This window comes from Caulobacter sp. 10L414 (assembly GCF_056395525.1).
The window spans coordinates 30137-51689 of sequence record NZ_JBFTJR010000016.1 but is presented as its reverse complement, the minus strand read 5'-3'; the positions used below and the strand labels follow the sequence as shown (position 1 = coordinate 51689).

The following is a 21553-nucleotide window of genomic DNA, read 5'->3' as shown; positions in this document are numbered from 1 at the left end:
ATCCGATCTTCCCCGCGAAGGCGGGGACCCAAGCTGACTTCCGGGGAGCGGCGCGGCCTTGGATCGCCCGCAGTCTCGGCTTGGATCCCCGCCTTCGCGGGGATGCACGGAGAAAAGCGCGGGTCGCTTCAGGCCCTACGAGAAGGCCAGCCCGCCGTTGATGTCGAGGTTCACGCCGGCCAGGAACGAGGCGTCGTCCGAGGCCAGGAAGGCCACCGCGGCGGCCACTTCCTGCGGCGCGCCCTCGCGGCGCAGCGGGGTGTTTCCGGCCGTGGCCGCGCGGCCTTCGGGCTTGGAGAAGATGTCGTGGAAGCTGGTGCCGATCAGGCCCGGGCACAGGGCGTTGACGCGGATCCCGCGCGGACCCAGCTCCTTGGCCCAGCCGCGGGTCAGGGTCATCAGCGCGCCCTTGGAGGCGGCGTAGACGCTGGCGCCCGGACCGCCGCCGTCGCGGCCGGCCTGCGAGGCGATGTTGACGATGGCCGCGCCGTCGGGGATGTGCGGCAGGGCCGCCTTGGTGACCAGGAAGGCCGACTTCAGGTTCAGGGTCATGACCTGGTCGAAGAAGGCCTCGTCCATGTCGGCCAGGGTCTTGCGGGCCACCATGCCGCCGGCGAGGTTCACGAGGATGTCGATCCTGCCGGTGATCGCCGAAGCGGCGGCCACCAGGCCTTCGACCTCGCCCGCGTCGGTGACGTCGGCCCGGTGCAGCACGGCCTTGCCGCCGGCCGCCTCGATCTGGGCGGCGGTCTCCTGGGCGGACTTCTCGTCGCCCCGATAGTTGACGACGACGGTGGCGCCTTCGGCGGCCAGGCGCAGCGAAACCTCGCGGCCGATGTCGCGGCCGCCGCCGGTGACCAGCGCGACCTTGCCGTTGAACCTCATGCGGGTCCCCTTTTTACTGACTGTCCGAGGAAGGCGCCGGCACGGGCGATGCGCGCCCGCCCAAGAGCCAGAGAGAGATGACGCCCAGCGGCACGATGACCGCCGCCAGGACGAAGATCGGGGCGTAGCCGTGCTGGGTCATCGCCGGCACCAGCCAGGTGGTGACCAGGGTGCCKGCCACGGCCGCCGTGCCGCCGACGCCGGCGATCGTGCCGACGGCGCCGCCGCCGTAATAGTCGCTGGGCAGGGTCTGGATGTTGTTGATGGCCACCTGGAAGCCGAACAGGATCACGGCGATCAGCAGCACGGCCGAGAGGGGCGTGGCGGCCTTGGCCGTCAGCAGCAGGGCCGGGAGCATGATCGCCCCGCCCAGGGTGACGGCGAAGCGGCGGGCGCTCAGGGTCTTCCAGCCGCGCCGGATCAGCGCTCCCGAAAGCCAGCCGCCGCCCAGGCTGCCCAGCATGGCGCCGACGAACGGCACCCAGGCGAACAGGCCGATCTGGCGCACGTCAAAGCCGAAGGTCTCCGACAGGTAGATCGGCAGCCACGAGACGAACAGCCACCAGACCGGATCGAGGAAGAAGCGCGAGACGATGATCGCCCAGCTCTGCTTTTGCCGCAGCAGCTCACGCAGGTTCGGCGACCAGCCGGCCTTGGCGCCGTTCTCGCCGCGATCGGCGATGTGGGCGCGCTCGGCCTCGCTCAGCCACGGGTGGGCGCCGGGATCGGCGCGGTAGACGAAGAGCCAGGGCAGCAGCCACAGGAAGCCCAGCACGCCCACCACCAGGAAGGTCGCCCGCCAGCCTATCAGCTCGAACAGCAGGGCCACCAGCGGCGCCGAGACGATGGCCCCGATGGCCGCGCCGGAGTTGAAGATGCCCTGGGCCAGCGCCCGCTCGCGCGGCGGGAACCACAGGGCGTTGGCCTTGACCGCGCCGGGCCAGTTGCCGGCCTCGCTGATCCCCAGCGTCACGCGCAGCAAAGCCAGCAGGCCAAGCGAGCGCACCAGGCTGTGGGCGGCGATCGACACCGACCACACCAGGATCGACACCGCAAAGCCCATCCGCGTGCCGATGACGTCGAACACCTTGCCGAACAGCGACTGGCCGCAGGCGTAGGCGACCATGAAGATGGTCACCAGGAGGGCGTAGTCGGCCTTGTCGGCGCCGATGTCCTTCGAAACGGCCGGCCACATGACGGCCAGGGCGTTGCGGTCGATGTAGTTGATGACCGTCGCCAGGCCGACCAGGCTGACGATCAGCCAGCGAAGCCCGCCCTTCACTTGGCCGCTCCGGCGCTGTCGAAGCGGGCGAAGTGGCCCTTCCAGGCGACCGTCTTGCCGTCGACGGCGGCCTTGTGGGCGAGGCCGGCCTCGGCGCTGTCGGCGATGGCCAGGGTGATGGTGCGGCCGCCGGCCAGCACGATGGTGACGATGTCGGCGTCGGCCGTGCGCGCATGGCGCAGGGCCTCGATGCGGCTGGTCGAGCCTTCCGTGGTCTCGGCCGAGGGGTCATAGGCGCCGTGCGGCTCGAGCACGCCCACGAAGGTGGTGTTCCCGTCGCTCTTGACCCGCTGGATCAGAGCCGGCTCACGGCGCAGGTTGAACTTGGGATCATTGGCCCCGCTCTGCGCGATGATCACCTGCGCCCCCGCCGGCGGCAGCATGCGCCAGGTGTAGAACCGCTCGCCGTTGATCCACGTCAGGCGGGCGTTGGTCGCGTCGGGCGTTCCGGTCGCGTCGACCCACAGGTGCTGGTAGCCGTCGTCCTTGCCCAGCACCGGCCGGGTGGACAGGTTCTGCTGCAGCGGGAAGCCGGCGTCGATGATGTGGCCGGAGAAGTGCAGCGGCAGGTCGTACTGGGCCGGCTTGTCGCCGTTGACCTTCAGGAGGTCGAGCACCAGCGGCGGGCCCTTGCCGGCATCGACCTGGACGATCGAGCGGCGGAAGGTGACGCCCGGCCAGGCCCCGGCCATCTCGGCGGTGCTGATCTTGGCCGAGCCTTCGGCCGAGAAGAAGATCTGCTTGGGCGCCATGGTGTTGGCGACCTTGACCTTGCCGTCGAACTGGCTGGTCTCGTTCACGACCAGGGTGTTGTGGGCCACGGTCTGCTTGGCCCAGGTCTCGTTTTCCTTGAGGTAGCGCCCGCCGTCCTTGGCCTCGATGTTGAGGAAGCGGGCCGCGCCGTAGTCGGTGACGATCGCGCGGCCGGCGTCGTAGAGGATCCAGTTCAGCTTGTCGTAGTGGCCGTGGCCCATGCCCTGGGCGGTGTTCTTGACCGCCACCACCTCGTCGTCGTCGCCGGGCCCTGAGCGCATCACGGCGATGGCGCCCTGGTCGCCGTCGGGCCCGTCGCGGAACAGCATCGAGGCGTAGGGGAACGGCTTTTCCTTGCCGGCCGAAAGATCCCGCGCCACGGCCAGGCCGTCGGGCGTCAGCGTGGTGCGGCCCTGCCAGCGGGCGATCGAGAGCAAGGAGGGATCCTTGCTGGCCCCATAGGCGATGGCGATCGACTGGTAGAGCTCGTCGGTCTTGAGGCTCTTTTCCAGCAGGGCGTCGTTGAACGGGAAGAAGTAGCCGTCATAGGTCAGCTGCACGGCGGCCTTCACCGCCTTGGTCAGCACCCCGTCGCGGTACTGGAAGATCTTGCGCTGGGGCTCGTTCTCCTCGATCGCGTGGGCGAAGACGACGAACGGCTGCAGGGCGTAGCGCTGGTAGTAGGGTCCCTCGGCATAATAGCCGTCGGGCGAGAACAGCTGGTCGATCTGCTTGAGGAAGCCGACCTTGCCCGAGCGGTCCGTGCCCTTCAGCGCCTTTTCCACCATCACCGGATCGCGCAGCACGTAGCCGGTCATGCCGACGGCGGCGCAGGCCCAGGTGGCGTGGTTGTGGATGATGTCGAAGACCTGCGGCTGGTCGTCGGCGATGAACTTGGCCATCGGCCGGAAGACGCCGTCGTCGATGGTCTTGCGGTCGGCGTCGCTGAGCGTGTCGCGGATCGCGTCATAGCCCTGGATCGAATAGACCACCCAGACCGCGTCGTTCAGGCTCTGCCAGAACAGCTTGCCGGCGGCGTTGTTCTTGGCGGCCGGGTGCAGGCCGAGGGTCGGATAGAGCCTGGCGTATTCCAGCAGCATCCGCCGGGCGTAGTCGGCATAGGCCTTATCGCCCGTGGCGCGGTACAGCATGCCCGCGCCGTAGATGGCCATGTAGTTGCGCTTGTGCTGCTCGTGGGTGCGGCCGCCGCCGGGATCCTTGGGAAGCGGCACGTCGACGCCCGCCTTCATGGCCGCGTCGACCTCCTTGCGCACCCGCGCCAGCTCGGCGGCGAACATCGGATAGCGCGCGCCCTCGGTGCGCATGGCGGCCAGATCGGCCCCGCCGACCAGCACCGGCGCGAGGCCGGCCTGCACCTGCACGGGCGAGGCCCCCGCCTGGGCCATGGCCGCCCCCGCCGGCAGGGCCGTCGAGACCAGCAGCACCAGGGCCAGACGCCCCACCTGTCGCCGAATGTTTCCCACGCTCAACTCCCACGCGGCTCTCTGGCCGCTCCGCTGACTGACGCCAGAACGGCATACATGGATGCAGACCATTTGTCCTAGCAAAAATCGATCCGGTCTGGAAAAATTGGTTCTCGCATTTTGCTATACCAGTTTCGCAACTGGTATATTCACTAGAGCCCGACCTCCCCCGCGAAGGCGGGGGCCCAAGCTGGTTCTCCGAATGGGACGACGCGATCGCGGGCCTCCCCACCTCTGCTTGGATCCCCGCCTTCGCGGGGACGATCGGAGACGGCGGCGCTTGCCATCGCGCCGGAAACCACATAGCTATACATATAGCACGCTATGTATATGGATCGCGCCATGACCGACATCGTCTCCGACCGCGCCGCCCTGTTCCTGGGCAGCCGCCTCAAGCGCATGGCCGAGCGGATGCAGTCGCAGGTCACCCGGCTGGTCGAGAAGGCCGACCTGCCGCTGCAGCCCAGCCACATGCCGGTGCTGGGCACGCTGGACCGCGACGGCCCGCAGACGATCGGCGCCCTGACCGAGGCCATGCAGGTGGCCCAGCCCACCGTCACCCGCGCCGTGGCGCGCCTCACCGAGCTGGGCCTCGTCGAGACCAACCGCGAGCACCGCGACCAGCGCCACAAGACCATCCGCCTGACGCCGGCCGGGCGGCAGGCGCTGGACCGCGCCAAGATGCTGGTCTGGAACCGGGCCGAGGCCGCCGTCGAGGAGGTGCTGGCGGAGCTCGATCCGTCGTTCCTCGACCAGCTGACCCGGCTGGAGGCCCTGCTGGCGCACGAGCCGCTGGACGTCCGCGCCGCCCGTCACGTCGAGGCCGGCGTCATGGTGGCGGAGTTCAGCGACACCCTCGCCCCGGCCTTCAAGGCCATCAACATGGAATGGCTGGAGGACATGTACGCGGTCGAGCCCGTCGACCTGAAGGTGCTGGACCACCCCCGCGAGGCCATACTCGACCACGGCGGCGCCATCCTGTTCGCGGTCGTCGAGGGCGTCGGCCCGGTCGGGACCTGCGCGCTGAAGCCCTCGGGCGGCGGCGCGATCGAGCTGACCAAGATGGGCGTGCTGAAATCATCGCGCGGCGCCAAGATCGGCGAGCAGTTGCTGGCCGCGACCATCGCCCGCGCCCAGGCCATGGGCGCGGCCCCGCTCTACCTGCTCAGCAACAAGAAGTCGGCCGCCGCCGTGCACCTCTACGAAAAGCTCGGCTTCGTCCACGACGAGGCGATCATGGCCAGGTACGGCGCGTCGTACGAGCGCTGCGACGTGGCGATGGTGTATCGGGGATAGCCCCACGATCCCGTCATTCCCGCCCTAGGGCCTGCTAAGGGTGGAAAGGGCGACACTGCCTCAATAAGAGTGATGCTGGAGGCGCTATGACCAACCTGATGGAAACTTGGGTGCTTGCCGATGGCGACATGACTGCCGGCGGCGACGCTGCTGAGATCGATCGACTTCTGACGGCCGAACTTGAACAGATTGGGACCACCGATGGCGGCTGGCGAAGGCTGTTCCGACATCGCACTGACGGCAGTCTGTGGCAGCTCGACTACCCCCAAAGCGAGTTGCACGGTGGCGGACCGCGGCGACTAGTCAAATTGGACACGGCCGACTCCGCTACATGAGAATGACCGCCATGGGTGGAACGCGGACGCTAGCGTTCGTAGCAGAATGAAGGGCCAAGCCGCTTCGCGGAGATCGGTCTCTGCACCGTCACCTTTGAACGCCATAGCCCGAGATGTCCTGCACCGCCAAAGCGTTTCTCGCTGTAGAGCGGATAGTGCGTTCTGCGGCCGGAAAAGGTGACCAAGAAGGGCTGCACTGTGTAACAGTTCCCATTGCCCCTGCTCGTTTCCATGAGAGCTTCTAGACGGGGCCAGTCGCGCCACTCCAGATAGTCTGTCTTCCTCGGATCTGGACGTTCCGTCGGGACCTTGGTCGCGCCATCGACAAACGTCGATCCCTCGAACTCATGGAGCCAGACGCCGGAAAACTGTTGGGTGCGGCCGTTGAAGCCGCCGTCCGAGCACGACGAAAGCGCCAGGCCAAGCGCGATGACGCTGATCCGTCTCAAGTTCATGGCTAAGGTGACCATGTCTGGCAATGTCTGGCTAGGGTCGTGAAACGAAGTTGGCTCCGCCGCCCGTTTCGGACGGCCCGATCGGTGTCGCAAGGGCGGGTGTCTGCCTCGGCCGACACCCGCCCTTGCGGCGGGAATGACGGGAGTCTGGGGGAGCCCCTACTCCACCTCCGTCGCCCGCGCCGGCTTGGCCTTGTCGGGCGTGGTCCCCTCGCCGGTGAACGGCGAGAGGCGGAAGCTGACGCGGGTGGGCTCCAGCCTGGTGCGGTACTTGCCGTGGGGCTGGCCGACGTGGTTCCAGGTGGTGTCGCCGCCGACGCCCCATTGGGCGGCGTCGATGATCAGGGTTCCTTCGCCGTGGGGCACGATGTCGGACGACTTCCAGGTTCCGGCCGGGCGGCGGTAGAGGTCGGTGTAGGGGAAGGCCAGGGCCTGCATCATCAAGGGCTTGTCGGCCTCGATCCGCAGGCCGGGACCGCCCGAGCCCAGTTCCATCCAGCGGACGTCCAGCTTGTTGCCGGTGTCCTGGGGCCGCATGTAGTCGTGGTTCTGGTCGGCCAGCGCCCCGCGCCACAGGCCGATCGGGGCCGAGGTGAAGCGGTCGACGTAAGATTCGTGCGGGCCGCGGCCCAGCCATTCGACACTCGAAGGCTGGCTGGGCAGGGTGAACCACAGGCCCACCCGCACCGGCGGCGGCAGATCGTCCTTCAGCGGAACCAGTTCGCCGCTGACCGCCACCGAGCCGTCGCCGGCCATGGCGTAGGTGGTGGTGAAGGTCGCAGCCCCCGCGCCCAGGGCGTACTCCACCACCACGCGGGCCGTGCCGTCGTCGACCTTGTGGGCGGCGAAGCCGCGCAGCTGGCGCGCCTCGGTCATCACCCGCCAGGGCTTCTGCTGGGCGACCGTGCCGTTGAGGGTGTCGTTGTCGGTCTCGGCCCGGAAGAAGTTGGGCGCCCCGCCCTTGGCCAGCACCGCGCCGTCCTTGGTATAGGAGGCGACGAGGCCGGTGGCCGGGTCGATGGTCAGGCGCGCGCCGGCCGCCTCGAGCACCACCGCGTCCCTGGCCTGGCTGAGCGCCACCGTTCCGGGACGATCGACGAAGGCCTTGGGGGCGGCGTAGACGGAAAACTGCTCCCAGCCGACCACGTAGCCGGCCGGCGTCAGCGGTACGGCGCCGGCCTTGGCCCGGGCGCGCACGGTGACGAAGTACTCCGAGCCCTGCTTCGGCGTCAGCTTGGGCAGCGGCAGGGTGATGCGCTGCTGGCCGCGCGCCTTCAGCGCCAGGGCCGGCAGCTCGCCGGCCGCGATCTCGACGCCGTCCTCCTCCAGCACCCAATCGAAGGTAAAGCCCGACAGGTCGCGGAAATCGTGGCGGTTGGTGACGATCAGCGTGTTGTTGACGGCCGAGAAGGCGCCGAACTGGATCGGCGAGAGCACCTTGCGCACCTCGTAGAAGTGCGGATTGGGCGTGCGGTCGGGCTGGATCATGCCGTCGCCGAACTCGATGTCGCCGCCCGGGTTCTTGCCGTACTCGCCGCCGTCGCCCCAGTAGCGCTTGCCGTCCTTGGTATAGCGGTACATCGACTGGTCGACCCAGTCCCAGATGAAGCCGCCCTGCAGCTTGTCGTACTTGTAGATGGTGTCCCAGTAGTCCTTGAAGTTGCCGCCGCCGTTGCCCTGCATGTGGGCGTATTCGCACTGGATCATCGGCTGGGTGCGCGACGGATCGGTGGCCCAGTCGACCATCTTCTCGATGTCGTCGTACATCGGGGCGTAGATGTCGACATAGGCGTTGGGCTGGTGCTCCCAGTCCAGCGTGCCCCAGCCCAGGTACGAGATCAGGCGCGAGGGATCGCGCTTGCGGGCGGCCGCGGCGGCCTTCTCGAAATTGGGGCCGATGCCGGCCTCGTTGCCCAGCGACCAGAAGATCACCGACGGGTGGTTCTTGTCGCGCTCGACCATGTTGAGCACCCGGTCGCGGTGGGCGGCCTCCCAGGCCGGGTCGAAGCCCAGCTGCATCTGCTCGCGCAGTTCCGGCCGCTTGTTGCCGTAGTCCATGTAGGCGTGGCTCTCGATATTGGCCTCGTCCATCACATAGAGGCCGTACTCGTCGGCCAGGGCGTAGAAGCGCTCGTCGTTGGGGTAGTGCGAGGTGCGCACGGCGTTGATGTTGGCGCGCTTCATCAGCTCGATGTCGCGGCGCATGCTCTCCTCGGAGATGACGTGGAAGGTCTCCGGGTCGTGCTCGTGGCGATTGACGCCGCGGATGACGATGGGCCGCCCGTTGACCAGCACCCGGCCGTTCCTGATCTCGACCGTGCGGAAGCCGATGCGCTGGGGCGTGGCCTGGACCACCTGGCCCTTGGCGTCGATCAGCTCGACCAGCAGGGTGTAGAGGTTGGGCGTCTCGGCGGTCCAAGGCCTGACGCCCGGCACGGTCGCGTCGAGCGAAACCGTGCGCGCGGCGCCGGGGGCGACCTTGGCCTCCTTGGTCAGCACCGCCTGGTCGCCGTCCAGCAGGGTCATGCGCGCGGTCAGCGGGGCCTTGCGGGCGGTCAGCGACAGCTCGGTCGACAGGGTCCCGTCGCGATAGGCCTTGTCGAGACCGGCCTTGACGAAGAGGTCGGCGGCGCGCGCCTGGGGCACGGCCTTGAGGTAGACCGACCGCTCGATGCCCGAGACGCGCCAGAAGTCCTGGTCTTCCAGATAGGAGCCGTCGGCCCAGCGGTGCACCTGGATGGCGATCAGGTTCGCGCCCGGCCTGACGTGCTTGGTGACGTCGAACTCGGCCGGCAGCTTGGAGTCCTCGTAGTAGCCGACCTCCTGCCCGTTGACCCAGACGCGATAGGCGGCCCCGGCCGCGCCGACGTGCAGGATCACGTCCTGGCCGCTCCAGCCGGCCGGAACCTCGAAGGTGCGGCGGTAGGAGCCGACGGGGTTGGTGGCGTGCGGGATCAGCGGCCGGTTGGCCGGGAACGGATAGGTGATGTTGTTGTAGCGGGCCTGGTCGTAGCCCTGCGCCTGCCACATGGCCGGCACCTTGATGTCCTTCCAGGACGAGGCGTCGTAGTCGGGCTTTTCGAAGCCGGCGGGCGTATCGTCCGACGACGGAGAGAAGTGGAACGCCCACTGGCCGTCCAGCGACAGGTAGCGGGCCGACTGGCCCATGTCGCCGGCCAGGGCCAGTTGGCGGCTCTCGAACGGGAAGTGGGTGGCGACGGCCGGCAGCTTGCCGCGGGCGTTGACGGCGGGGTTCTCCCAGTCGGGACGCGAGGGATCCACCTGCACCGGATCGACCTTGGGCTGGGCGTACGCCGCCCCCGCCCCAGCTCCCACGAGGACCATGACCGACATGGCCGCGCCGGCCGCCAGGATCTTCCGCATGCACGCCTCCCAAACGCTCGCCCGTTGGATCGGGCGAGGTTTGTGTAGCATGCGGGATTCATTTGTCAGACAAAATGGACAAATCGTCAGCCCAGCTGGAACTTCGGCGGCGGCAGGCTCAGCCGGATGTCGGCCATCGCCTCGCCGCCGAAGAACCGCACCAGCAGGCCCTGCACGTCGGGATGAGCCTCGAAGACGTTGTGGCCGGCGTTCTCGACGATCACCCGGGTCTTGCGGCGGAACTGGGCGACCACCTCCTCCTGCTCCTCCAGCGGCGTGCGGCCGTCCAGCGTGCCGGCCACCAGCAGGGCCGGATGGTCGATGCGGATCGGCTCGCGGAAGCTGTCGCCCAGGTCGACGCCCGGGATCGCGCCCAGCACATGCGGCATGGGAAAGTTCAGCGCGTCGCCCAGCACCGCCTCTCGCGCCTCGCGCCGCACCACGGCCAGCCTGCCGGGCGTGATCCCCGAGGCCAGGTCCATGGCCGCGGACATGCCGCCGACGCCGAGCAGGCCCACGAACTCGTCGAGGAACGGCGCCAGCACCTCGGTCTTTCCCGCGTCGAGCGCCAGGTACAGCCCCGGCAGCATGACCAGGGTGCGCGGATTGGCGATCAGCCCGCCCGCCATCAGCTGGATGGCGAAGCCGCCCAGCCGCAGCTCGACCGGCGCGCCGTCCAGCTTGGCGGTCAGGCTCACCGGCGCGGCCTCCAGGCGCGCATGCACCCGCCGCATCAGCGCCGGAAAGTCGGGGATCGCCGCGCGCACGGCGGGATCGGCGTCGAGCAGCGCGTCCACCCGGGCCAGATAGCCGTCGATCCGCGCCGGGCGCTTCACCGTCTGGTCCTGGCCCTCCAGGCTGGCCAGGGCCACGCGACCCACCCTGTCGCCATGGCGCTTGAGCACCGACAGCGCCAGGTGCGTGCCGTAGCTGATGCCCCACAGGTCGATCTTCTCCGCGCCCAGGTGGCGGCGCAGGTCGTCCAGGTCGTCGGCGCTCTGCTCGGTGTTGTAGCCGCGCATGGCCACGCCCGCCCGGGTCCAGTCGACCCAGGCCCGCTGCAGGTCGTCGCGGAAATGGCGCGTCAGTCCCTCGTGGGTGAAGGTCGGCAGCGGCGCCGTCGTGGCGGGCCCCGGCGGAATGGCGCCGAACGCGCCCGTGCCGCGCTGGTCGAAGGCGATGACGTCGGCGACCTGCCGCAGCGCCATGAAGATCGGGAAGCGGGGGCCGGCCGCCGCGCCCACGCCCGAGCCGCCCGGCCCGCCGGCCAGGTAGACGATCGGCGGGCCGGGCCTGGCCGCCGTCGAGGGAAAGCGGACATAGCTGAGCTTGATCCGCCGCGAGCGGGGATCGCGGCGATCCTCGGGAACCTCGAAGACGCCGCGCTCGGCGTCGACCTCCTGGCCGCGCCAGCCCTTGAAGCGGAACGGGCCGGCCTTGGGCAGGTCGGCAGTAGGCGCGGCGGTCTGGGCCAGAGCCAGGCCGGGAAGGGCGAGGCCGGCGGCGGCGAGGATGGCGCGGCGATGAAGCGATGCATGGGTCATGCCCCCAGCTGAGCCGTTCGCGACGCCGCCGCCAGGCCGGTTCGGCCAACGGCGCCCGTGCGTCGGTGAATGGCGGCGCAACTCGGCGAACGGCGCCATACGGTGGGGCCATGTGGCGAATCCTGCTCTTCACCCTTCTCGTCGCGAGCCTGCCGGCCGTGGTCCGCGCCCAGCCTCAGGAGCCGGCCTGGCAGGCCTGCCGCGGCGTGGCCGGACCGGACGGACCGGTGCTGAGCGACTGCCGGCCGATCGCCGACGCAATCGATCCCCAGGGCCGCGAGCTTTGGATCCGCTCGACCCTCGACGCGCCGACCGACGATCGCCCCCGCGCCCTCTACGTAGCCGGCGTCGCCTCGTCACAGGCCTGGCTCAACGGCCGGCCGCTGGGCGCCAACGGCGAGCCCGGCGCGACGGCGCGGACCGAGGTCCCCGGCCGCTACCAGGTGGTGCTGCCGATCCGCGAGCCCCTGTGGCGGCCCGGAGAGAACACCCTGGTGCTGCACCTGTCGTCGTTCCACGGCGGCCTGCGCTTCGCCCGCCCGATCAGCGCCATCGGCGTCTGGCCCTATCCCTATCCGGACCGCGCGGCCTTCCTGGCGGCGGTCTTCGCGGCGACGGGCGCGCTGCTGGCGGCGGCCTTCGGCTTCGGCGTGATCCACGCCCTGCGCCGCACCGGCTCCAGCCTGATCCTGTCGGCCATGGCCGCGGTCGCGGCGCTGCAGGCCGTCGTCGAGAGCCTGCGGGCGCTGCTGAACTATCCCTATCCGCTGCACGCCTGGCGGATGAGCGCCATCTGGCTGCTGGCGGCGGCCTTCGCGGTCCTGCTGGCGGCCTATGCGGCCAGCCGGTTCCTGCCCAGGGGGCGCTGGCCGATGGTGGGCGCGGCGCTGGTCGTCGTCGGCGCCACGGCGCTGCTGCCGGGCTTCGACAGCAAGACGACCTGGGCGCTGATCCTCGGCGTGGCGCTGGCGGTCCTGCCGGTCGCCGCGGGCGTGCGCGGCAGGACGCCGGGCGCGCGCCCGGCCCTGGCCTATCTGGCGCTGTTCCTGGCCCTGGCCCTGGGCTTTCCCCAATGGCTGGCCGACTTTTCCTACTTCCTGCTCGCCGCGGGCCTGCTGCTGCCGCTGCTGGTGGTCGAGGTGGTGCGGCTGGGGCGCGACGACCAGGGCCGCGAGGCCGCCTTGACTAAGGCCGCCGGCCGGCCGGACCGACTGACCGTGGCGTCGGCCAAGGGCGTGGAGCTGGTGCCGATCGCCGACATCCTGGCCGTGGTCGGGGCCGACGACTATGTCGAGCTGCGGCTGGTCGGCGGCCGCAGCCTGCTGCACGCGGCCCGGCTCGACGGCCTGTCGGCCCAGCTGCCCGAGCGCTTCCTGCGCGTCCATCGGTCGGTGATCGCCAACCTCGCCCAGGCCCAGCGGCTGGAGCGCGACGGCGACCGCTGGCGGCTTCACCTGAGCGAAGGCGCGCCCCTGCCCGTCAGCCGCTCGCGCCAGCCCGCCCTGCGCGAGGCCCTGGACGCCGCGTCGGCCTGAGCGACGACATCATCCCGCGCCTGGCGATCGACGGGGCGCCGACGGCTGCGCACGGCTCCACCCATGCGAAAGTTGGCGATGTTTTATCACCCACACACATCAATCACAAAACTTGACGCTAACCACACACATGTCACAATCGTGACCTTATGGACCAGGGGGCAACCGTGCACACCGAAAAGGACGATGCGCGAGACCCGCAGCCCGAGTGGCTGGAACCGGGCGAGTACCTGAAGCTGGAAATGGCTCGCAAGGGCTATAGCGCCTCGGCGCTGGCCGAGAAGATCGGCCTGACCGCCCAATCGATCTACAACGTCACCGGCGCCACCAAGCGCCCGATCTCCGCCAGCCTGGCGCGCAAGCTGTGGCAGGAACTGGGCGGGTCCGTGGAGTTCTGGCTGGGAGACCGCTTTCCCAACCACGCCGCCGACCCCGCTGCCGCCGGCAAGGCGCGCCGAGCGGTGGGCATCCTGGTCGACCACCAGCTGGCGGCGCTGAACGGCGACGACGACAACGGCTTCATCATTTCGCCGCTCGACGACAGCCAGATCCAGGCCGCATCCGTCGACCTGAAGATGGGCCTCTTCGTCACCAGCGGGTTCGACCGGGTGCCCAAGGAACGCCGCCACTGCTTCTCGTGGTTTCTCCAGAACGAGCTGCATCCCGGCAAGTTCGACCCGCACACGCGCAAGCCCTACGAGGACCTGCGCGACCAGCACCGCATCGAATACGCCTCGGCCATCGAGCTGCCGCCCGGCAAGAGCACCATCGTGGTGGCCGCGCAGCACGTGCGTATGAGCCTGCGCTGCGTGGGCCTGCTGGGGCAGACGACGGAAGGCAACCTGCGCGGCCTGATCGTTCACTGCGGCCACCAGATCGACCCCGGCTTCAACGGCCCGCTGATCTTCCGCGTCAAGAACGACAGCGACGAGGCCATGACGCTGAGCCGGGGCGATCCGCTGGCCAGCATCACCATCGTGGCCCTGCCCGAGCCGGTCTCGAAGGGCTATCGCAAGAACCCCGAGAGCCAGATCCGCGGCGTCGTGAAGAAGCTGCAGCAGACCCTCGACAGGAACATCGCCAACAGCAGCAACGGCCCGGGCTGGACCATCACGTTCAAGGGCCGGGAATTCCCCGGCGTCGACCGCAGGAGCGCGCTGTCGGCCTTCTACGCCTGGATCAACGGCCAGCTGGCGAACAACGACGAGGCCATCTACGAGCTGCTCGCCGATACGCCGATCGACAGCGCCGACATCGCCAACCTGGGCGAGTTCCTGAAAGCCAATGCCGAGAAGGTCGAGACCACCCTCGCCCAGGCCGAAGCCGGCGGCCGGACGCTGTCGTTCGGCAACGCCGTCCACGCCCTCACCGGCACGCCCGCCAAGTCCATGGAGGCCTATCGGAACGTGTGCGCGCAGCTTCACAGCCTGACCTCGGACTAGGGTCTGTACTCAATTGGACGAGGGCAATGGGCTATCTGTTTCAATAGCTTATGGCAGTTGCCATCCCGGCCGTAGCGCAGCGGAGCGCCGGGATCTCGCACAGTTCAGAACCTGCCAACGTGGGAGATCCCGGCTCTACGGATCGCTGACGCGCTCCTCCGGCCGGGAAGACACGTTTCTTTGCACGCCAATTGAGTCCAGACCCTAGGGAAGGATCGCACGTCAGGTTTGTTTTTGTGTAATCTGCGCCGTTTTATCTTGAGTGAATACGAGTGTTAAGATATTGATGTTCTCACACCGTCGCATCGACAGGAGGGCACACCATGGCACAGAGGACATCCGCCCCGCTCACCGTCCGAACCTGGCCCGAGGAATGGCCCGAAGAGCCCATCCCGACCGGCGTCGACGTCGAGAAGGCCGCCGCCCTGGCGCTGGCCGCCGACGGCTTCGCCCGCTTCCACGTGCTCGGCACGGCGTATCCCGAGTACCTGCACCGGCTGCTCCTGCTCTTCGCGCAGAACCTGCGCGCGTCGCTGCAGCCCGACCCCTATGACAAGTCGGGCCTGCGCCACCGGCTCTACAGCGCCATGCTGTACCTGCCCGATCGGAACCTGCTGACGCCGATGGGGCGCGGCTACGACAGCGCCGACAGGCCGACCGCCAGCTACTTTCAACCGGCGGCCTACCAGCCCGAAGAGGGCGACAACGTGCGGGCGCTGGCCTCGCTGACCGAAGCGCAACTGGCCTCGCCGGCCCTCACCGAACTGGTCGCCGCCGACTATCGGATCGCGCTGCATTCGGGCGTGCTCCCCGCCTGCCCCGCCTACGGCGTCGGCATCCACCTCATCGCTCTCGAGCCGAAAGGCCGGCAACTGGCGGCGGTCACGCCGAACACGATCCACCGCGACGGCGAGCCGGTGACCTTCGCCCACCTGATGGGCAAGCGGAACGTCCACGGCGGCTGGAACGCCATCACCCGCCCCGAGCACGTCAACCGCCACCCCTCGGAGCTGCCCGACAGCGAGATCCTGGCGCGGTTCACGCTCGACGAGCCGGGCGAAAGCTATGTGGTCGACGACAGGACCGTGGCGCACTTCGTCGAGGGGGTCGGCCTGCAGAACCTCGACGAGCCGGGCCACCGCACGGTGGCGCTGATCGACTTCAGCCCGATGCGGCGGGCCCGGTCGAACGACCTGGACGCCATGTCGCCCGCCGAACGGCTCGACCTGCGACAGTAGCCCTCGCGAGCGCTCGCCCCCCGTCGGGGCGGGCGCATCGCCCCTCAGGGCCGCACCTCAACTGGGCGCTCAACAAGGCTTGTCATCCCGGCCGAAGGAGCGCGCCAGCGCTCCGCAGAGCCGGGATCTCCCACGGCGGCGGCATCGGAACGGCAGGAGATCCCGGCGCTCCGCTTCGCTGCGGCCGGGATGACAAACCCAGGATCGTCGAGACGCGCCCCTGGGGAGGCCTGCAGCCATCGAGGCCTGATGCTTCGGACCCTAGACGCGGCCCAGCCCCCGCATCGCCAGCCGCGCGGCCTCGCGCAGTTCGTCCTCGCCGCCGCCGCCGCGGGCGGCGACCTTGAGGCCCGAGCGCAGGGTCAGCAGCATGCGGGCGGCGGCCTGCGCGTCCAGGTCGGCGGCGAACTCGCCCGACGCGACCCCGTCCTTCACCCGCGCGGCGAAGGCGGCCAGCACCTGGGCGGCGGCCGCGTCGTTGACGGCGTTGACGTCGGGATCCGAGCGGCTGAACTCGACGATCGAGCCGACGCCCAGGCAGCCGCTCTCCAGTTCGTCGGCCGAGCCGAGGCCGGCCAGCAGCGCCGCCTCGATCGCCTCGGACGCCGGGCCCGGCCTGGCCAGCGCCGCCGCCATCCCGTCCAGCGAGCCGTCGGCGTAACGGCGCAGGGCCTCCAGGAACAGGCGGCGCTTGTCGCCGAACGCGCCGTAAAGGCTCTGGCGGCCGATGCCCATGCCCTCGATCAGGGCGCTGGTCGAGGCGGCCTCGTAGCCGTGGCGGGCGAACACCCTGATCGCGCTGGCGATCGCCTCGTCGCGATCGAATTCCGAAGGTCTGGCCATGCTCGCACCTTAGCGATCTTGATCGATCAGTCCAGAATTATTCTTGACCGATCGATCCGGAATGCACAGGTTATGGACCAATCAGTCCATAACGAGGTTTCCGAGATGACCGACAGCAGCTTCACTCCCCAATCCCCGGCCCTAGTGCTGGGCGGCTCGCGCGGCATGGGCGCGGCGATCGTGCGGCGCCTGGCCGCCGAGGGCCGCCCSGTCGCCTTCACCTACGCCGCCTCGCCTGGYCCCGCCGCCGCCCTGGCCGCCGAGGTCGAGGCGACGGGAGGAACCGCCCTGCCCCTCCAGGCCGACAGCGCCGACGCGCAAGCCGTGCGCGCCGCGATCGAGGCGGCCGTCGACCGTTTCGGCAAGCTGGGCGTGCTGGTGGTCAACGCCGGGGTGCTGAAGGCCGGGACCATCGACCAGTTCCCCCTGGCCGACTTCGACCACATGCTGGCGGTCAACGTGCGCGGCGTGTTCGCGGCCCTCCACCACGCCGTCCCGCACCTGGCGGACGGCGGCCGCGTGATCGTCATCGGCAGCAACACCGCCGGGCACATCGGCACGCCGGGCTCCAGCGTCTACGCCATGACCAAGGCGGCCGTCGCCCAGCTGGCGCGCGGCGCGGCCCTCGACCTCGCGCCCCGCAGGATCACCGTCAACACCATCCAGCCCGGCCCGATCGCCACCGACATGACCGCCGACCTGATGGACTACATCGCCCCGCGCCTGCCGCTGGGCCGCATCGGCGAGGCCGGCGAGGTCGCGGGCCTGGCGGCCTGGCTGGCGGGACCGGACGCCGGCTACGTGACGGGCGCGGCCCTGACGATCGACGGGGGATGGAGCGTTTAAGGTTTCCTCCCGACAGCTTGCCCGATGATCGTCGTTCGCCGTAAATCGAGGATCCATCCGCCCGCGGTCCGCGCCGCGCGCCCGGATGGATCCTCGGGGGAAGACGATGCTGGAACGCCTGCTGCTTTCGATGGTGGTCGCCGGGGGCGGCCTCGGCATGGCCCCGCCGCCGGCCGTCGCGCAGCCGGCGGGGGAGAAGCCCGTCTTCCTGGCCTGCTACGTCTTCAATCCCGGCCGCGACGTCTCGGCCATCGCCTTCATGCCCTATCAGACCACGGCGAGCGCGCTGAAGGGCGTCGATGTGGAGGCCAAGGCGGCCAAGACGGGCGTTCAGTCCGCCGCCCCTTACCGCACGGCCCGCTGCGCCCGGTTCGACACCGCCGACGAGGGCCTGCAATGGTATCGCCAGAGCGGCTACCACATGCTCAACCGGATGGGTTACCCCAAGGGCTTCTGGCCAGAGCCTGCCGCCGCCCCGCCCAAGCCGAGCGGCCCGCCCAAATGGGCGGTCTGCACGCTGGAGACCTCCGGCGGGGTCGGCACGAAGCTGGCGATGTTCGTGTTCGAGCCCTTCCAGGTGGCGGCGGCCAAGGCGCCGATCCCCCGCGACGTGGGCATGCTGTTCCACCACGAGGTCGGGGCCGGCACGGTGGTGAGCGGCTATCAGCCGTTCAACGGCAACGGCTCGGGTTCGTGCAACTACTATGACGACGAGGCGTCGGCCCGCGCCCGGCGCGACCGGTGGCTGCAGAACCGCGACTATGGGATCGTGAAGTTCGTCGCCTGGCGTCCGTCGGCCGACTTGACGGGGCTCGGCGCGGCCAGCGGGCCGGCCAGGGTGACCGGAACGGCCGGCGGCCCCGGCGATCCCAAAAGCACCAGCGGCGCCACCGTGACCAAGGCCGACACCTCGCTGCGCGAAGCCGGCAAGGCCTGGGACGAGCAGGTCAGGAAAACCCTCGCCGAAGAGGCCAGGAAGAAGGTGGAGCTGGCGGCGAGGAGCGTCCAGGCCGACACCAAGGGAAGGCAGGAGCTGGAAGCCTTCTTCAAGGCCCGCCGCGGCAACCGGGGCAACGCCCAATGAGCCGCGCCCTCCTCCTCAGCGCCGTCGCGACAGCGGCGATGGCCGCTTCGGCCCAGGCCCAGGTCATGACCGTCGATCTCGCGCCGCTGGCCGCCGCGCCGGCCGAGCAGCAGGCCGCATCGGTGCTGAAGGGCGGCGCGATCTGCATCAAACAGGGACCGCTGACGGGCGCGGAGATGCGCCGCGCCTTCACCACCGGCCAGGCCGACATCCGCCTGCGCGAGGAACTGAGCAAGGCCGGGGTGATGGTCAGCGCCCCGGGCGCGGGAGCCGTCAGGGTGGCGGGAACGGCCCGGGTGACCCTGGCCGACGCCTGCCTGCCCAACTACGGATTCGCCTCGATGAACGCCGTCAACGGCAAGGTCGAGGTCGCCGTGGAATGGACCCTGAGCGACCGGGCGAGCGGGGCCGAGATCGGCCGGCTGTCGACGCGCGAGGCGGTGGAGGTCAAGGGCGGGACGGGCGGCCTGGCCGGCCTGGTCGACGCGGCGATCACCGCCAACGCCCGGAGCCTGGCGGCCAATCCGGCGCTGCGTGCGGCCGCGGCCCGGCCACTGCTGGCCACGGCCAGGCCCGAGCCCGCGCCGCCGCGCGATCCGACGCTGCTGGTCCTGCCGCCCTGGCGCCAGTCGACCCAGAAGGCGCCCCTTGCGGTCACCGCGCCGCTGATCGTCGAAAGCGATCTCGACATGCTCGACAACCTCGACCAGTCCGAACACTTCGCCGTGCCGCTGGAGGCGGGCGAGACCCTGCGGCTGGAGGTGCAGGAGGCCGCGTCGAAGATCGCCATGGTCGTCGCCAACCCCGGCAACCGATACGTCGCCGGGACCCACCCGAGGAACCCGGAGCGTCAGCTGTCGGTGACGGCCAAGACGGCGGGAACCTATGTCGTCTCGGCCTGGACCAGCGGTGATCCGCCGGTCACGCCCTATCGGCTGAAGATCGACACCGACCGGCGACCGTACAAGCCCTGGTCGCCCCCGCCTGCGCCGGCGCCGCTCCCGACGATCGCCGCCGCCGCACCGACGCCCCGGGACCAGGCCGCCCCCAGAACGCCGGCGGCCCCGCCAGCGCCGCCGGCCAAGCCCGCTCCGCTCGCGCCCCTGCCCAAGCTCGTCCCGCCGCCGGGCGTGCTGGCCGCCGAGATCGGCAAGCCGGTGCAGCGGCCAGCCGGCAAGGTCGGCGCCTCGGTGGACCTCTTCGCCTTCATCGGCGAGGCCGGCGCGGTGCTGCAGGCCACGGCCGGCGCCGGCGGCGCGGGCGGGCTGTCGGTCACCCTCTACACGCCCGAGGGCGAGGCGATGATGGACGCCGATGGTGTCGACCAGACCGGGCTCAGCGCCATCCTGCCCAAGGACGGGGTCTATCTGCTGTCGGTGGGTCGCCAGAACGCGGCCAGACCCTACCGGCTGACCCTGACGGCCGAGACCCCCGACGTTTTCCAGTGGAGCCTGCGCGAGAACGCCGGCTACGAGGTCCTGGGCCCCAACGGGAAGGTCGCCTACTGGACCTGCTGGGCCGCGCCCGGCTCGGCCCTGACCTATGTCAGGCCGGGCGTCGGGGATGCGACGTTGAGGGTCTTCGCCGGCGGCGACGGCCGCTGGGACCTGCCGAGCGCGCCGGGCTACGGCTTCACGACGAAGCTCGTCGGCGGGGTGTTCGTCAGGACCTCCGACACCGGCAAGCTGGAGACCTGGTCGATCCGCGACGAGAAGGAGACCGGCGCCTATCGCGGCTACTTCTGCCAGTAGAGGCGCACCCCTACCCCTCGCCCGCCGGCGGCCAGACGCTGGCGGTGACGCCGCCGCCGTCGCGGTTGGCGATCTGGAGGCGGCCGCCGAAGCGCTTGAGCAGGCGGTCGGCGGTGGGGATGCCCAGGCCGAAGCCCCCGGTGTCGCGGGCGCGGGCGGCGTCGCCGCGGAAGAAGGGCTCGTAGATGCGGGCCAGCACCTCGTCGGTCAGGCCCGGCCCCTGGTCGAGCACCTCGATGCGCGGGCCTTCGGGACTTTCGGGATCGGGGGCCACAAGGCGCACCTTGGCCTTGCCGCCGAAGCGCACGGCGTTGTCGACCAGGCGGATCAGGGCCTGTTCCAGCGGGTCGCGGTGGGTGCTGACGGTCAGCGACTTGGGCCCCTCGTAGCGGGCGAGCTTGGGCCAGCGGGCGATCACCGCACGGATCAGGGCCGGCAGGTCGACGCTCTCGGCGGTGCTGGCGGCGTGCTGGGCGCGCAGCCAGGCCGACAGCGAGCGCAGCATCTCCTCCAGCTCGTCGACATTGCCGCCGACCAGGGCGCGGATGTCCTCGGGCTCGACATAGTCGGAAGCCAGCTTCAGGCGGGCCAGCGGCGTGCGCAGGTCGTGGCTGAGCGCCTCCATCGCCCGGGCCTGGTCCTCGATCAGGCCGGTGATGCGCTGCTGCATGTCGTTGAAGGCGCGGCCCAGTTCGGCCAGGTCGGTCGGCCCCTCGACCGCGACCGGCTGGGGCGGCCCCTCGCCCACCCGGCCGGCGGCCTCGGCCAGGCGGCGCAGCGGCTCGCCCAGCTGGCGCAGGGCGTAGGCGCCCAGCGCCACGCAGGCCAGCGAGAAGGCCAGGGTCGTGGCCACCGCGCGCAGGGCGATCGGCCAGGGCCGCGGGAAGTGGCGCGAGCGGAACGACAGCCAGCGGCCGTCGGAAAGCCCCATGACGCCGACGAGATCGCGGCCGTGGTCCGACTGGTCCTCGGACCACAGGCGCAGGGGCCGCCCGGCCAGGCCCGGCTCCCACTGGCGCACATAGCGGACGATGGCGTCGGCCTCGCCGGTCTGGGCGCGGGCCTGGGACGGCGCCAGCGGCGGGGCGGAAACGACCTCGGCCTCGAGGTAGCGCGAGGTCATCACCTGGTCGAGATCGGCCTGCGACAGGCGGCTGACGCGGTCGCCCACCACCAGCAGTTCGGCGATGCGGCGGGCGTGGTCCTCGCGCAGGGTCTGGCGGTCGATCGCCTGGTAGAAGGCGACGCTGGCCGCCAGCTGCACGAACACGATCGCCGCCACCACCAGGATGGAGCGGCCGATCAGGCCCCGGGGCCGCCGCAGAATGTCTCGCACCTTCGAAGCCATGGCCAAGGCTTACACAGGCGCGCGGCCGGGGGCCACTCCCGGTTGACG

General features: G+C 70.2%; 16 protein-coding genes. 8 read left to right on the top strand and 8 right to left on the bottom strand.

What is annotated here, in order from left to right:
• Positions 1-135: 135 nt before the first annotated feature.
• Genes AC1DCG_RS08965 through AC1DCG_RS08955 form a run of 3 tightly spaced genes read right to left on the bottom strand, consistent with a single transcriptional unit; the run spans position 136 to position 4404 of the window.
• Positions 136-885, bottom strand: coding sequence for an SDR family NAD(P)-dependent oxidoreductase (locus tag AC1DCG_RS08965; protein WP_477029043.1), 750 nt, complete (start codon positions 883-885; stop codon positions 136-138).
• Between the two features lie 13 nt (positions 886-898).
• A complete protein-coding gene (locus AC1DCG_RS08960; RefSeq protein WP_477029044.1) occupies positions 899-2167 on the bottom strand; it encodes an MFS transporter in 1269 nt (422 codons plus the stop codon).
• The gene (locus AC1DCG_RS08955; RefSeq protein WP_477029045.1) at positions 2164-4404 is read right to left on the bottom strand and encodes an alginate lyase family protein; all 2241 of its coding nucleotides are present in this window, start codon (positions 4402-4404) and stop codon (positions 2164-2166) included. Before AC1DCG_RS08955 ends, AC1DCG_RS08960 begins: the two co-directional genes overlap by 4 nt.
• A gap of 342 nt (positions 4405-4746) precedes the next feature.
• Between AC1DCG_RS08955 and AC1DCG_RS08950 the strand changes: the two genes are divergently transcribed.
• Positions 4747-5700, top strand: coding sequence for a bifunctional helix-turn-helix transcriptional regulator/GNAT family N-acetyltransferase (locus tag AC1DCG_RS08950; RefSeq protein WP_477029046.1), 954 nt, complete (start codon positions 4747-4749; stop codon positions 5698-5700).
• An 86-nt stretch (positions 5701-5786) separates the two neighbouring features.
• On the top strand, positions 5787-6035 hold the full coding sequence (locus AC1DCG_RS08945; RefSeq protein WP_477029047.1) for an Imm27 family immunity protein: 249 nt from the start codon (positions 5787-5789) through the stop codon (positions 6033-6035).
• A 29-nt stretch (positions 6036-6064) separates the two neighbouring features.
• On the opposite strand, the gene AC1DCG_RS08940 is transcribed toward AC1DCG_RS08945, so the two are convergent.
• The 3 genes from AC1DCG_RS08940 to AC1DCG_RS08930 all read right to left on the bottom strand — a co-directional run bounded on the left by AC1DCG_RS08940 (position 6065) and on the right by AC1DCG_RS08930 (position 11418).
• Positions 6065-6505: a hypothetical protein gene (locus tag AC1DCG_RS08940; RefSeq protein ID WP_477029048.1), complete on the bottom strand. Its 441-nt coding sequence runs from the start codon at positions 6503-6505 to the stop codon at positions 6065-6067.
• Between the two features lie 144 nt (positions 6506-6649).
• Positions 6650-9874, bottom strand: a complete 3225-nt coding sequence (locus AC1DCG_RS08935; RefSeq protein ID WP_477036565.1) for a glycoside hydrolase family 2 TIM barrel-domain containing protein — start codon at positions 9872-9874, stop codon at positions 6650-6652.
• A gap of 86 nt (positions 9875-9960) precedes the next feature.
• On the bottom strand, positions 9961-11418 hold the full coding sequence (locus AC1DCG_RS08930) for an alpha/beta fold hydrolase (protein WP_477029050.1): 1458 nt from the start codon (positions 11416-11418) through the stop codon (positions 9961-9963).
• A 110-nt stretch (positions 11419-11528) separates the two neighbouring features.
• On the opposite strand from AC1DCG_RS08930, the gene AC1DCG_RS08925 reads away from it, so the two are divergent.
• The 3 genes from AC1DCG_RS08925 to AC1DCG_RS08915 all read left to right on the top strand — a co-directional run bounded on the left by AC1DCG_RS08925 (position 11529) and on the right by AC1DCG_RS08915 (position 15633).
• A complete protein-coding gene (locus tag AC1DCG_RS08925; protein WP_477029051.1) occupies positions 11529-12953 on the top strand; it encodes a LytTR family DNA-binding domain-containing protein in 1425 nt (474 codons plus the stop codon).
• A gap of 167 nt (positions 12954-13120) precedes the next feature.
• A complete protein-coding gene (locus AC1DCG_RS08920; protein ID WP_477029052.1) occupies positions 13121-14395 on the top strand; it encodes a dCTP deaminase domain-containing protein in 1275 nt (424 codons plus the stop codon).
• A gap of 323 nt (positions 14396-14718) precedes the next feature.
• Positions 14719-15633: a 2OG-Fe dioxygenase family protein gene (locus AC1DCG_RS08915; RefSeq protein WP_477029053.1), complete on the top strand. Its 915-nt coding sequence runs from the start codon at positions 14719-14721 to the stop codon at positions 15631-15633.
• A gap of 261 nt (positions 15634-15894) precedes the next feature.
• Here AC1DCG_RS08915 and AC1DCG_RS08910 read toward each other — a convergent pair whose 3' ends face one another.
• Positions 15895-16476, bottom strand: a complete 582-nt coding sequence (locus AC1DCG_RS08910; protein ID WP_477029054.1) for a TetR/AcrR family transcriptional regulator — start codon at positions 16474-16476, stop codon at positions 15895-15897.
• A gap of 105 nt (positions 16477-16581) precedes the next feature.
• Here AC1DCG_RS08910 and AC1DCG_RS08905 point away from each other — a divergent pair, with 105 nt between their 5' ends.
• The 3 genes from AC1DCG_RS08905 (at position 16582) to AC1DCG_RS08895 (ending at position 20157) form a co-directional block, all read left to right on the top strand.
• Positions 16582-17322, top strand: a complete 741-nt coding sequence (locus AC1DCG_RS08905; protein ID WP_477029055.1) for an SDR family oxidoreductase — start codon at positions 16582-16584, stop codon at positions 17320-17322.
• A 106-nt stretch (positions 17323-17428) separates the two neighbouring features.
• On the top strand, positions 17429-18406 hold the full coding sequence (locus AC1DCG_RS08900) for a hypothetical protein (protein WP_477029056.1): 978 nt from the start codon (positions 17429-17431) through the stop codon (positions 18404-18406).
• A complete protein-coding gene (locus tag AC1DCG_RS08895) occupies positions 18403-20157 on the top strand; it encodes an Ig-like domain-containing protein (protein ID WP_477029057.1) in 1755 nt (584 codons plus the stop codon). The genes AC1DCG_RS08900 and AC1DCG_RS08895 overlap by 4 nt, the downstream gene beginning before the upstream one ends.
• A gap of 10 nt (positions 20158-20167) precedes the next feature.
• Here AC1DCG_RS08895 and AC1DCG_RS08890 read toward each other — a convergent pair whose 3' ends face one another.
• Positions 20168-21505, bottom strand: a complete 1338-nt coding sequence (locus AC1DCG_RS08890) for an ATP-binding protein (protein ID WP_477029058.1) — start codon at positions 21503-21505, stop codon at positions 20168-20170.
• Positions 21506-21553: the final 48 nt, after the last annotated feature.

Bases quoted from the DNA above. Each gene is read 5' to 3' on its own strand.
- AC1DCG_RS08895 (WP_477029057.1), top strand. From the start codon at position 18,403: ATGAGCCGCGCCCTCCTCCTCAGCGCCGTCGCGACAGCGGCGATGGCC.
- AC1DCG_RS08940 (WP_477029048.1), bottom strand. From the start codon at position 6,505: ATGGTCACCTTAGCCATGAACTTGAGACGGATCAGCGTCATCGCGCTT.
- AC1DCG_RS08965 (WP_477029043.1), bottom strand. From the start codon at position 885: ATGAGGTTCAACGGCAAGGTCGCGCTGGTCACCGGCGGCGGCCGCGAC.
- AC1DCG_RS08915 (WP_477029053.1), top strand. From the start codon at position 14,719: ATGGCACAGAGGACATCCGCCCCGCTCACCGTCCGAACCTGGCCCGAG.
- AC1DCG_RS08930 (WP_477029050.1), bottom strand. From the start codon at position 11,418: ATGACCCATGCATCGCTTCATCGCCGCGCCATCCTCGCCGCCGCCGGC.
- AC1DCG_RS08890 (WP_477029058.1), bottom strand. From the start codon at position 21,505: ATGGCTTCGAAGGTGCGAGACATTCTGCGGCGGCCCCGGGGCCTGATC.
- AC1DCG_RS08925 (WP_477029051.1), top strand. From the start codon at position 11,529: ATGTGGCGAATCCTGCTCTTCACCCTTCTCGTCGCGAGCCTGCCGGCC.
- AC1DCG_RS08950 (WP_477029046.1), top strand. From the start codon at position 4,747: ATGACCGACATCGTCTCCGACCGCGCCGCCCTGTTCCTGGGCAGCCGC.
- AC1DCG_RS08910 (WP_477029054.1), bottom strand. From the start codon at position 16,476: ATGGCCAGACCTTCGGAATTCGATCGCGACGAGGCGATCGCCAGCGCG.
- AC1DCG_RS08935 (WP_477036565.1), bottom strand. From the start codon at position 9,874: ATGCGGAAGATCCTGGCGGCCGGCGCGGCCATGTCGGTCATGGTCCTC.
- AC1DCG_RS08945 (WP_477029047.1), top strand. From the start codon at position 5,787: ATGACCAACCTGATGGAAACTTGGGTGCTTGCCGATGGCGACATGACT.
- AC1DCG_RS08900 (WP_477029056.1), top strand. From the start codon at position 17,429: ATGCTGGAACGCCTGCTGCTTTCGATGGTGGTCGCCGGGGGCGGCCTC.